Below are 12398 nucleotides of genomic sequence, written 5' to 3'. Positions count from 1 at the left end.
CTTGTCACGGCGGAGTCAGGCGACCCCTGCGGATCCCCCGACCGTGTAGCCGCCAGGGTAGTCCCGCCGCGGACGGGAGGAGGGCACGCCCCGTGATATACGAGGTCAGCGGGCGTCAGCCGAACAGCCCCTTCACACTGCTCACCAGGCTAGCGATGAGCTCGATCGCGACAATTCCGAACACGATGAGCAACACCACAGCGAGCACCACGCCCGCCGTGCTGCTGGAGGGACGCCCGAAGCTGGGCATGCTGATCGAGGGCAGCCCACGCCGGCTCTGCCGTTCGGCGAGCTCCTCCTCGATGTCGTCGTCAGCGATCTCGGTGACCCGCTTCGGCCGCGGCCGGGGCACCTTCTTCAGCAGCTGCGGAGCCTTGGTCGGCCACGTCCGCTGCCGCGGCAGCAACCCGAGCGGAACCAGATCCGGCCGGTCGGACGGCGGAACCGGATTCGGCGTCTTGACGACTTCCTTCTTCTTGGCTTCCTCTTTCAGCGCGGCCTCGACCATCCGCTTGACCTCTTCGGGATCATGCTGAACCGGCTTGGCGGTCGGCAACGGCCGGGGCGCGCGGCCGGACGCCATCTCGAACCCGGACAACGGATCGGAGAACCGCTCGCCCCCGACCTCGCCGACCTCGCCGGCCAACGTCCCGTCCCGGTCCGGCCCGGAGGCGGGAAAAAACGGAGTCCCGTCGCTCGTGCTCATGGCGACCACCTCACTACGGAATGTCCGGCGAGTCCAGTGTCGGCGAGAGTACCGGTCCCCGCATCCACCCAATGGCCGCAGAACCACTACTGCCCGCGCCCGGGGGAAGGCGCGCCACCCGGACCAGTGACCGCCGACAGACGGCCGGGCGGAGGGGTTTTGGCACGGGGAACCCTGGGCCGGGCCGAGGGGGCGGGGTTGGACTTCAGGGGCAGGACTGGCTGGCTGCAGGAGCTGGGGTGACCGGGCTTGGCTGATGAGCGCACAGGACCGACAGGTCGGCAGGGCTGACTTCGGCCGACGGGCGGGCGGGACCGACAGACCGGCCCGGGCTGTCCCGGCTGGCCCGAGCTGGCCCGGCTGACAGATCGATCGAGCTGGCGGGTCAGCCGGTTGGCGGACCGGTTGCGGCGTGGACGAACCGACCGGGTCCGCCCGGAGAGGCACTGAGCGCGACTGAGCCAGGCTCGCCCCAGCCGGAACGCAGCCGGAGCACAACCCGGCACAACCAGCCCCAGCCAGCACACAGCCCAGCACAGCCCGGGACAGCCAGCCGCAGCCGGAACACAGCCCGGCACAACCCGGACCAGCCAGCACACAGCCCGGCACAACCCGGACCAGCCCGGACCAGCCCGGACCAACCCGGCACAACCCGGCACAACCCGGACCAGCGCGGCTCAGCCCGGACCAGCGCGGCTCAGCCGGACTGTCCCACGCTCGGCCGGGCCGCCCCGCGCTCAGCCAGGAACGTCCCAGACTCCAGCTGGACTGTCCCGCGCTCGGTCCGACACCCCGGACTCGACCGACCAGATCCGGTCCGGCCGCCAGCACCTCCGGTCAAGCATGACCGCGCACCGCCTCCACGATCCACGCCTCCGCGGTCCCCCGGGTAGCCGGAGACCACGTCACCACCCATCCGCCGCCTCCGCCTCGTGGCGCGGCCCGGAACTGGTACCTCCCCTGATCGTTGTCCACCAGCCCGAACGCTCCGTGCGGGTACTCCGCCAGCACCGCGTCCCGTACTGCCAGGTCCACCAGCACCGTTCCCTGCCGGGGCCGGGCCACCGCTTGCCGGATGACGTCCAGGTCTCCCCACGCCGCCCGCGGGATCAGGCCGCTGTCGTCGGTCTCTATGCGCACTGCGGGGCCAGGGCCGGGCGGGCGGTCCGGCAGGCCGTCGAACACCCATCCGGGCAGCGCGCTCAGCATCCCGGACCGCAGCCGCGCCCGGCGGCCCAGTTTGCTCATCACCGTGGTGAAGTCCTCGTCTCCGAAGAACCGCACCTCCCACGGCTCCTCGCTCGCCGGGAACACCCCGGTGACCACTCCTCGGATGAACCCGCCGCGCAGCACTCGGTACAGCTCGACCGCTTCGGCGGTCACCTCTCCCTCAGCGGCGAGCCCGAGCGCGGTCATCCCGGCGACGAATCGCGTGTACTGCTCCACCTCCTCGGCCAGCCCGGCGCCGAGCATCGGCCCGAACGACTGCCGGACCTCCTCTGCCAAGCTCAGTCCCGAAGCCGCTCCGGCGGGCTCCTCCTCGGCCAGCACGGGCGGCACCTGGAAATGCGGGTCGTAGAACTCCATCACCGAAGGCCGCTGCGGCATCTCGGCCCGCAGCGGTCCGATGACCTCGTCGATGACGTCGAAGACGACGGGTGCTGAACTGCTCACCCCGTCATTGAACACCCTGGTACCGACAATTTCTCGAACTTTTGTTCGAGTCGACCCATCCGTGCGCCGAGCGGTCGGTCAGCGCCGCGACACCGGGTCGCCGACACGCATCGTGGGCGCGAGGAAGCCGACCGTCACCACAAGAGCGCCGACCACGGCGAGCGTCCAGTGCAGGCCGATTCCGCCGCTCAGGCCGCTGACCAGCACCGGACCGGCGAGAAACCCGAGGTATCCGCACGCCGCGACGGCCGCGATCGCGCGCCCCGGTGCCTCCGGTTGCTTGCGTCCGGCCGCGCTCCACGCGAGCGGCACGATCCCGGACACGCCGAGTCCGACCACCGCGAACCCGATCACCGCGACCATCGGTGCCGGCACCGCGACCACCAGCAGGAATCCGGCGACCGTCACCGCGGTCGCGACCCGCAGGAACAGCACCGCGCCGACGCGCTCGACGACCCGGTCGGCCACCGTGCGCACCCCGATCATCGTGATCGAGAACGCGAAGTAGCCCAGCGACGCGACGGCCGCGCTCGCCGTAGTGACCTCCCGGAGGTAGACCGCGCTCCAGTCGTTCACCGTGCCTTCCGCGACGAAACCGCAGAACGCGATCACGCCCAGCGGGATCAATGCCTTGCTGGGCAAGGCGAACGCCGCCTCGCCCTGTCCGCGATCGGCACCCGGCAAGAACTGCGAAGCGGCGAAAATCCCGAGCACCAGCAGCACCACGCCAGCACCGGCGAAGTGCGCTTCGATCGGCACCCGCCAGACCTCCATCAGCGCCGCGGCACCCGATCCCGCCAATCCGCCGATGTTCCAGAAGGCGTGGAACCCAGCGAAAATCGGCCGCCCGTACGCCTCTTCGACGCGCGCGGCGTGCGCGTTCATCGAGACGTCCAGCAGGCTGTTGCCCACTCCGAGCACCACGAGCGCGGCAACGAACAACGGCAGGTCCGGCGCGAAGGCGACGAGCGGCAATCCACCGCACAACACCGCGGCTCCGCAAAGAACCCCGCGCCTGCTGCCGATCTTCGTGATCAACGGCCCCGCGGCCAGCAAGGCGACCACCGAACCGGCGGCCAGCCCGAACACCCCGATCCCGAGTTCTCCGGTGCTGAGGCCGAGTTTCGCTTGCACCGCAGGCACTCGAGCCGCCCATGAAGCGAATGCCGCACCACAAACCGCGAAAACCACGGAAACCGCGGCACGAGCGCGCTGCGTCTCCCCCATCCATCCCCCTGATCCGAGAAAGGGCCACCCGGAGTTTTCCAGGTGGCCCTTCGGATCCTCGTTACTTCGACTTCGTCGCGGTACTGCTTCGCTTAGCCGGTGCCTTCTTCGCCGTGGTCGACTTCGCCGCCGCGGACTTCGTCGTGGTCGACTTGGTCGCGGTGGACTTCGCCGGTGCCTTGCGCGTCGTCCGCTTTTTCGGCGCCGGACCCTTCGCGCGCTTCTCCGCCAGCAGCTCAGCGGCGCGCTCCGCGGTGAGTTCCTCGATGCTGTCGGACTTTCGCAGCGTCGCGTTGTACTCGCCGTCGGTCACGTACGGGCCGAAGCGGCCATCCTTGACCACCATCGGCTTGCCCGACACCGGGTCGTCGCCGAGTTCCTTCAGCGGCGGACGCGCGGTGGCCGACCGGCCGCGCTGCTTCGGCTCCGAATAGATCTTCAGCGCCTCTTCCAGCGTGATCGAGAACAGCTGATCCTCGGTCTGAATCGACCGCGAGTCCGTGCCCTTCTTCAGGTACGGCCCGTAGCGCCCGTTCTGCGCGGTGATCTCGTCGCCCGACTCCGGGTCCTTACCCACGACGCGCGGCAGCGAAAGCAGCTTCAGCGCGTCGTCGAGCGTGATCGTCTCGATCGACATCGACTTGAACAGCGAGCCTGTACGCGGCTTCGGCAGCTTCGCCTTCGCGGCCTTCTTCTGCGCCGCGGTGGCGTCCTCGGGCAGCTCCGGCTCAGGCAGCAGCTCGGTGACGTACGGGCCGAAGCGGCCTTCCTTCGCCACGATCTCGTGTCCGCTGACCGGGTCGGTGCCCAGCACGCGGCCCTCCTGCGGCGTCGCGAAGAGCTTCTCCGCAATCTCCGGCGACAGCTCGTCCGGCGGCAGGTCCTCGGGCAGATTCGCGCGCTGCGACTCGCCGTTGACCTCACGCTCCAGATACGGCCCGTAGCGGCCGACGCGCACCACGACCTGGTGCCCTTCGGCGTCGCTGAACATCGGGATCGAGTTGATCTCGCGCGCGTCGATGCCCTCGACACTGCCGTCGACGAGCTTCTTCAGCCCGCCGAGACGGCCGACCGAACCCTCGACGCCGAAGTCGCCGCCGAAGTAGAACTTCGACAGCCATTCGACGCGATGCTCGTCGCCGCTGGCGATGCGGTCCAGCTCGTCTTCGAGCCCGGCGGTGAAGTTGTAGTCCACCAGCCGTTCGAAGTGCCGCTCCAGCAAGCCGATCACCGCGAACGCGACCCACGACGGAACCAGGGCGGAGCCCTTCTTCCAGACGTAGCCGCGGTCCTGGATGGTCTTGATGATCGACGCGTACGTCGACGGGCGGCCAATGCCCAGCTCTTCCAGCTTGCTGACCAGGCTCGGCTCGGAGTAGCGCGCGGGCGGCGACGTGGAGTGGCCGTCTGCGGACAGCTCGGGCGCGGTCAGACCCTGGTCCTTGACCAGCACCGGAAGCCGGCTCTGCTTGTCATCGGCCTCGCCACCGGCCTCGGAGTCGACTGCCTCGACGTACGCCTTCAAGAAGCCGGCGAAGGTGATCGTGCGACCCGAAGCGGCGAAGGTGCACTCCTCGCCGGTCGTGGCGGTGCCGATGATGCGCACCGACATCGTGGTGCCCTTCGCGTCCGCCATCTGCGACGCGATGGTGCGCTGCCAGATCATCTCGTAGAGCCGGAACTCGTCGGTGTCCAGCTCTTTCGCGACCTGGCCCGGCGTACGGAAGACCTCACCCGAGGGACGGATCGCCTCGTGCGCTTCCTGCGCGTTCTTCACCTTGCGCGTGTACTGGCGCGGCGACGGCGAGACGTACTCCTTGCCGTACAGCTGCGTTGCCTGGTTTCGCGCGGCCGTGATCGCCGACTCCGACAGCGTCGTGGAGTCGGTACGCATATAGGTGATGTAACCGTTCTCGTACAGCTTCTGCGCGACCCGCATCGTGCGCTCGGAGGTGAAGCGCAGCTTGCGGCCCGCCTCCTGCTGCAGCGTCGAGGTCATGAACGGCGCGTACGGCTTGCGCGTGTACGGCTTCTCTTCGACGCTCGCGACCTTGAAGTCGCGGTCCTGCAGCCCCTGGGCCAGCGCCCGGGCGTCGGACTCGCCAAGCACGCGGATGTCCGCCGTGTTGCCCTTGAGCTGACCGTTCGAGTCGAAGTCACGACCGGTCGCGAGGCGCGCACCGTCGACCGCGACCAGCCGCGACGGGAACGTACGCGGCGAAGCGTCCTCGCCGGCGTCCATGGTCGCCGAGATGTCCCAGTACGACGCCGAGGTGAAGCGCATCCGCTCACGCTCGCGCTCCACGACGATCCGCGTCGCCACGGACTGCACGCGGCCCGCCGAAAGCTTCGGCATGACCTTCTTCCACAGCACCGGCGAGACCTCGTAGCCGTAAAGCCGGTCGAGGATGCGGCGGGTTTCCTGCGCGTCGACGAGGTCGGCGTCCAGCTCGCGGGTGGCCGCGGCGGCGGCCTGGATGGCCTGCTCGGTGACCTCGTGGAAGACCATCCGGCGCACCGGGACCTTGGGCTTCAAGGTCTCCAGCAGATGCCAGGCGATGGCCTCGCCCTCGCGGTCGGGGTCCGTCGCGAGGTAGAGCTCGTCGACGTCCTTCAGCAGCCCCTTCAGCTCGGTGACCTTGGACTTCTTGTCCGGGGTGACGATGTAGAGCGGCTTGAAGTCGTTGTCGATGTCGACGCCGAGCCGGGCCCACGATTCGCCCTTGTACTGCGCGGGGACGTCGGCGGCGCCGCGGGGCAGGTCCCGGATGTGCCCGACGGAGGACTCGACGACGTAGTTGCCGCCGAGATAGGGGGCGATCTTGCGGGCCTTGGTTGGCGACTCGACGATCACCAGCCGCCGTCGATCGGCACCGTTGCCCCCGGTACCGCTCTTCTTGGTCCGTGTTCCTGCCACGCTGCCCTGCTCTCCACTCATCTCCGCGCCGCCGCAGCGGCGCTCTCACCCCTGCACCAGAGGGGTACTGCGCCCGCGTCTCGACCTGTCAGTGTGCACGTCCCCGGTGTCCGCGCAGCGCCGAGGTGCCCTGACGAGCCGCCGGGGCCTTGCCCGTCGGATCGCCGCTGACCTCGACGATGTTTCTCCTCCACACCTAGCACGTGATGTCGGACACGTGCCGTGCAGGGTAACCGGTCATAGCACCGATACCCTCCGTTAGACGGTGGCGGGTCCCAGGACGTCGACGGTTCACTTATTCCTCCCCCCAGCCGAAAGGAACCCACCATGATCCGCCGACTGGTTGGCGCCGCGATCGCCGTCACGGCGACATTCGCGCTGGTCACCGCCCCCGAAGCAAGCGCGGCGACCACCACGTTCACCGGTGCCGTGGCGCTGTCCAACTGCTCTGGTTCGGTCGTGAAACCGGCCGCCACGCCGATGGACGCGCCCGCGATGGTGCTGTCGAACGGGCACTGTCTCGAAGATGGCATGCCCGATCCGGGGCAGGTGATCGTCGGGCAGTCCTCGAACCGTTCGTTCGACCTGCTGTCGCCGGACGGGCAGAGCTCGGTGGGCACCGTGACCGCGACCAAGGTCGTCTACGCGACGATGACCGACACCGACATCTCGCTGTACCAGCTGAGCGACACCTACGCCGACATCGAGCAGAAGTACAACGTGCCGCCGCTCGAACTGGTCAACACCCATCCGCAGGCAGGCACGCCGATCGACGTGGTGTCCGGGTACTGGAAGCAGATCTACTCCTGCTCGATCGACGGTTTCGTGCACGAACTGCACGAGAACAACTGGGTCTGGAAGGACTCGATCCGCTACGTGCCGGGCTGCGCGACCATCGGCGGCACGTCCGGTTCGCCGGTCGTCGACCGCAACACCGGCAAGGTCATCGGCGTGAACAACACGTCCAACGACGACGGCCAGCGCTGCACGCTGAACAACCCGTGCGAGGTCGACGAAGCAGGCAACGTGACCGTGCGGCCGAACTACAAGTACGGCGAAGAGACCTACGGAATCCCGGCCTGCCTGACCCCGGCCAACGAGATCGACCTCAACCAGCAGGGCTGCACCCTGCCGAAACCGTAGGACACTTCATCGGTCCCCCATCGCTTGGCGGTGGGGGACTTTTTCTGCGCGGCTACCCCACAGCCTCCAGTAAATACTGCGCGGGACTCTCCGCCGGAGCGCCTCGGCGCGGCTCTCCCGGCGTCCGTTCGCGGCGCTCCCCGGCCGGCGGCAACTCCGGCCACGCCGCCTCCGCCCCGGCCGGAGGTTCGCCGATCAGCTCCAGCAGACCGGCCAGCTTCCGCCGTCCGCTGACACGCACCGCGGGCTGCTCCGCCTTCGGCCCGAGCAGCCGGGCCTGGACGCCCAGCGATGCGAGCACAGCCAGCAGTTCCTCATGCATTCCTGGGGCCAGCGGATCGACGCCCAGCAGGTAGCCGCCCGGTTCGGGACGGCCCGCCGCGAGCGCCCACATCCGCAGCATCGCGCCGCTCAGCCGGAAGCCGCCCGGCACCGCCTTGCCCGAATCGTCCTCCGCCGGACCGGTGTGTCCCGGCCGCAGCCACTGTTCGGCGAGCCCGAGCAGATCGACCCGGAACGACGTGCGCACCTGCGGACTGCCGCATTCGGCCGCCGCGACCTGTGCGTCCGCGCCCCGGCTGCGGCATTCGCGCGCCAGCGCCCGAGCCCGCCACGACTCCTCGACCAGCACCGACAGCCGCGCCGCCGTACGGCCGAACCCGGTGATCTGCCCCTGGCAGCACAGCAGCCCGGCCAGGTCGGGCAGGCCCGGGCCGGTCGCCTCCGCCGAGAACAGCGAGATCGTCCGATCCACGCCGCGATGATAGAACACAAGTTCGATTGAAGGCGAGCGTCACGCCGAGGTTTTTCCCGCGCACTCAGCGTTGTCGGTATAATAATACCGGTACCGACCCTGGGAGCCCAGTTGTTCGAAGTCGCCGAACGCGTCCGGGTGCGTGCCGAGCTGATCGCCGCGGCCCGCCAGGACGTGGACATCACAGGTGCCGCTCTGGTCGGATCGGCCGCTCGCGGTGCCGAGGACCGCTGGTCAGACATCGATCTCGTGCTTCAGCTCGCGGAGGACGCGGACGAGTCCGCAATCGTCGCACGCTGGACTCGGTCGCTCGACGAGAAGTTCGGCGTCGCCGACACCCTCGACGTGACCTCGCGCGAGGGAGTTCGCTATCGGGTCTTCCTCCTCGGCTCCTCGCTCCAGGTCGACTTGTCGTTCTGGCCCCACGATCTGTTCCGGGCCACCGAGGACGGCTTTCAGCTCGTGTTCGGCCAGGCCAACGAGCCGGCCAGCGCCGCGGAACCGGACAGCGCGCAGGTGATCGGCATGGCCTGGCTATACGCGGTGCACGCCCGCTCGGCCATCGCCCGCGGCCGGACCTGGCAGGCCCTCCTGATGCTCGACGACCTTCGCGACCAGATCATCGCCCTGGAATGCCTGCGGCACGGCTTGAATCCTGGGCACGGGCGCGAAGTCGACCGACTGCCCGAACCAGTGCTGGCGACGCTGCGAGACGGCCGGGCGGCGTCGGTCAGCTTGACCGAACTCGAACGGTCTCGGCAGGCGCTGCTTCAGCACTACCTCGCCGCCGTCGCCCACCATGATGCGGAGCGCGCGGTCGCCCTTCGGCGGGCACTCGATCAGCGTGGCGCGGGCGGGACCACCAGTTCCTGACAGCCCGCCGCGCGCTTGCCCGCCGCGGACAGGGCTGGCGTCGCTTCCAGGCCCTTGAGGACGTCGAGCCGGGAAATCTGGTCGATAGCCGATTTGGCGTCGTCCAGCGCCGCTTTCACCGCTTCGGGACCCTCGGCCGCGTCGAGTTTGCCGCGCACCTGGTCAGTCTGGTGCCGCACCGAAGCGAACTGGTCGAGCAAAGCCGTGCGCGCCGGTTCGCCACCGGGCAGCGGCGCTGGGCCGACCTGGTGCAGCCCGGACACGGTCCGGTCGATGCCGGTGGCGACCGACGCCAGCAGATCGCTCGACGTGCGAGCGGCCTGCGCTGACGAACTCGGATCGATCGAGGGCAGATTCGCCAGCGCACGAACCAGATGCGTGACCGCGCCGCAGTACCCGTCGGCCCATTTCGCGGCCGGATCGGATGGGCCCGCCGCCTCCGCGTGCCCGCCGGACACGACCTGCTCGCTCGGCGGCGGCGGTTGCCCGCAGCCCGTGAGCCCAAGGCCGATTCCTGTTGCCAGCGCGGCTAAACCGGTCCACCGCGGCCGCACCCGCACCACTCCTGTCCATCGAAATCCGTGTCCTCCGCACGGTACCGACCCGCCAGTAGACCGCAACTCGCCCCGGGTCGTGGACGCGAACGGGCCCGGCACGCACAAGGCGTACCGGGCCCGAATGGAGCAACGCGTCAGGCTTTCGCCTCCGCCGGAGTCTCCGCCATGACGCTGCCGCGCCGCTTGGACACGACGATCGCCGCCACGATCACCGCGACCGCGACGACCGCGATCACGATCCGCCACGTGGTGTCCGCGCCGCCGCCGAGCGTCAGCGTGACCACCGCGGGCGCGATCAGCACCGAGACCAGGTTCATGACCTTGATCAGCGGGTTGATCGCGGGACCGGCGGTGTCCTTGAACGGGTCGCCGACGGTGTCGCCGATGATCGTCGCCTCGTGCGCGTCGGAACCCTTGCCGCCGTGGTTGCCGTCCTCGACGAGCTTCTTCGCGTTGTCCCAGGCACCACCGGAGTTGGCGAGGAAGATCGCCATCAGCGTGCCGGTCGCGATCGCACCCGCCAGGTACCCGGCGAGCGCACCGGTGCCGAGACCGAACCCGACCGCGATCGGCGCGAAAACGGCCAGCAGACCCGGCGTCGCCAGCTCCCGCAGCGAATCGCGGGTGACGATGTCGACGACCCGGCCGTACTCGGGCCGCGTAGTGCCCTCCATGATCCCGGGGATGTCGCGGAACTGGCGGCGCACCTCGTACACCACCGCGCCGGCGGCACGCGAAACCGCGTTGACCGCGAGACCGGAGAAGAGGAACACAACCGCCGCGCCGACGATCACGCCGACCAGCGTGTTCGGGCTGACCACCTGGTTGACGAACGAGTTCACCGCAGTGACCGCGCCCTCGCCGCGTTCGGCGACGGTCTTCGCGATCGCGTCCGAATAGGAGCCGAACAGCGCAGTCGCCGCCAGCACCGCGGTAGCGATCGCGATGCCCTTGGTGATGGCCTTGGTGGTGTTGCCGACCGCGTCCAGTTCGGTGAGGATCTGCGCGGCCTTCTCGTCGACGTCGCCGGACATCTCGGCGATGCCCTGCGCGTTGTCCGAGACCGGGCCGAAGGTGTCCATCGCGACGATGACGCCGACGGTGGTCAGCAGGCCGGTGCCGGCCAGCGCCACCGCGAACAGCGCGACGCCGCCGCCGAGCAGGTAAGCGCCGAACACGGCCGCAGCGATCACCAGCGCGGTGTACACGGCGGACTCGAAGCCGACCGAGATGCCGGACAGGATTACCGTCGCCGCACCGGTTTCCGACGTCTTGCCGACGTCCTGCACCGGCTTGTGCTCGGTGCCGGTGTAGTAGCCGGTGATGCGCAGGATCAGTGCGGCGAGCACGATGCCGATGATCACCGCGACCGTCGCGATCACCGCCGGGTTACCGGTGTTGTGCGCGTAGCCCTCGCCGAATTCAGCGAAGCTGTTCGGCAGGTACACGAACGCGGCGATCGCCGACAGCACCGCGGAAATAACCGCGGAGATGTAGAACGAGCGGTTGATCGTGACCAGGCCGCCCTCGCCCGCGCGTGCCTTCGTGATGTAGACGCCGATCACCGCGGTGATCACGCCGATGGCGGGCACGATCAGCGGGAAGATCAGGCCGGACGCACCGAACGCGGAGCTGCCGAGAATCAGCGCGGCGACGAGCATCACCGCGTAGGACTCGAAGAGGTCCGCGGCCATGCCGGCGCAGTCGCCCACGTTGTCGCCGACGTTGTCGGCGATCGTCGCGGCGTTGCGCGGGTCGTCCTCAGGGATACCCTGCTCAACCTTGCCGACCAGGTCAGCACCGACGTCGGCGGCCTTGGTGAAGATGCCGCCGCCGACACGCATGAACATGGCGATCAGAGCCGCGCCGAAACCGAAGCCCTCCAACACCTTCGGCGCCTGACCGGTGTAGACGAGCACCACGATCGCCGCGCCCAGAAGGCCGAGCCCGACGGTGATCATGCCGACCACGCCGCCGGTGCGGAACGCCACGCGCATCGCCTTCTCACGGCCGCCCTCCTCGCGCGACGCGGCGGCCACGCGCAGGTTCGCCTGCGTGGCCAGCCACATGCCGAGGTAGCCGATGGCGAACGAGAACGCCGCCCCGATAAGGAAGAAGATCGACCGGCCGATCCTCTCGTTCCAGTCGTCCGCGGGGAGCGCGAACAGGAGCAGGAACACGATCACGCCGAAGATGCCGAGGGTGTTGCGCTGCCGCTTCAGGTATGCGGCCGCACCTTCTTGCACTGCCTTCGCGATGTCCTGCATCTTGGCGGTGCCCTGGCCCGCGGCCAGCACCTCCTTGAGCAGCACGTAACCGATGGCCAGTGCGACAAGGGCGACCACGGCGACCACACCGACGATGGTGTAGCCACCCCCGGAGAGCGTGATACCGCCCTCCGCGAGGAACTGCCGGGACATTCGTCCTCCTGGGAACGCCGTTTGGCCAGCGCGGGCCCGTCGTACCCGGCGCGCCTGCACTGGCGTGGATCTGTGCCGAAGGACACGCTAGCCGTGCAAGCAATGCACGTCTCGCATGACGCTCGCC

Annotated in this window: 9 protein-coding genes; 2 read left to right on the top strand and 7 right to left on the bottom strand. The window is 69.1% G+C overall.

The window, feature by feature from the left end:
* Window positions 1–115: 115 nt before the first annotated feature.
* From BM362_RS07465 to topA, 4 genes are all read right to left on the bottom strand, one after another.
* The gene (locus tag BM362_RS07465) at window positions 116–706 is read right to left on the bottom strand and encodes a hypothetical protein (RefSeq protein ID WP_202506954.1); all 591 of its coding nucleotides are present in this window, start codon (window positions 704–706) and stop codon (window positions 116–118) included.
* Window positions 707–1543: 837 nt separating this feature from the next.
* Window positions 1544–2395 carry an ESX secretion-associated protein EspG gene (locus tag BM362_RS07460; RefSeq protein WP_067576960.1) on the bottom strand — a complete coding sequence of 284 codons (852 nt, stop codon included), beginning with the start codon at window positions 2393–2395 and terminating at the stop codon, window positions 1544–1546.
* Between the two features lie 63 nt (window positions 2396–2458).
* Window positions 2459–3607 carry an MFS transporter gene (locus BM362_RS07455; RefSeq protein ID WP_093572545.1) on the bottom strand — a complete coding sequence of 383 codons (1149 nt, stop codon included), beginning with the start codon at window positions 3605–3607 and terminating at the stop codon, window positions 2459–2461.
* Window positions 3608–3668: 61 nt separating this feature from the next.
* A complete protein-coding gene (gene topA / locus BM362_RS07450) occupies window positions 3669–6545 on the bottom strand; it encodes a type I DNA topoisomerase (protein WP_208865111.1) in 2877 nt (958 codons plus the stop codon).
* A gap of 306 nt (window positions 6546–6851) precedes the next feature.
* Here topA and BM362_RS07445 point away from each other — a divergent pair, with 306 nt between their 5' ends.
* Window positions 6852–7667, top strand: coding sequence for a S1 family peptidase (locus BM362_RS07445; protein ID WP_067576964.1), 816 nt, complete (start codon window positions 6852–6854; stop codon window positions 7665–7667).
* A gap of 52 nt (window positions 7668–7719) precedes the next feature.
* Here BM362_RS07445 and BM362_RS07440 read toward each other — a convergent pair whose 3' ends face one another.
* Window positions 7720–8421: a hypothetical protein gene (locus BM362_RS07440; protein ID WP_067578039.1), complete on the bottom strand. Its 702-nt coding sequence runs from the start codon at window positions 8419–8421 to the stop codon at window positions 7720–7722.
* 111 nt (window positions 8422–8532) lie between these two features.
* On the opposite strand from BM362_RS07440, the gene BM362_RS07435 reads away from it, so the two are divergent.
* Window positions 8533–9294 carry a nucleotidyltransferase domain-containing protein gene (locus BM362_RS07435; protein ID WP_232791510.1) on the top strand — a complete coding sequence of 254 codons (762 nt, stop codon included), beginning with the start codon at window positions 8533–8535 and terminating at the stop codon, window positions 9292–9294.
* On the opposite strand, the gene BM362_RS07430 is transcribed toward BM362_RS07435, so the two are convergent.
* Together BM362_RS07430 and BM362_RS07425 are read right to left on the bottom strand one after the other, a co-directional pair.
* Entirely contained in the window at window positions 9261–9848 is a 588-nt protein-coding gene (locus BM362_RS07430) for a hypothetical protein (protein ID WP_067578041.1), read from the bottom strand. The two genes, BM362_RS07435 and BM362_RS07430, sit on opposite strands and share 34 nt — an antisense overlap.
* A gap of 137 nt (window positions 9849–9985) precedes the next feature.
* Window positions 9986–12271, bottom strand: coding sequence for a sodium-translocating pyrophosphatase (locus BM362_RS07425; RefSeq protein WP_067576968.1), 2286 nt, complete (start codon window positions 12269–12271; stop codon window positions 9986–9988).
* Window positions 12272–12398 lie beyond the last annotated feature (127 nt).

Origin of the sequence: Amycolatopsis rubida, from assembly GCF_900115345.1 — a bacterium.
Classification (GTDB): domain Bacteria; phylum Actinomycetota; class Actinomycetes; order Mycobacteriales; family Pseudonocardiaceae; genus Amycolatopsis; species Amycolatopsis rubida.
This window is presented reverse-complemented; position numbering and strand designations above follow the sequence as displayed.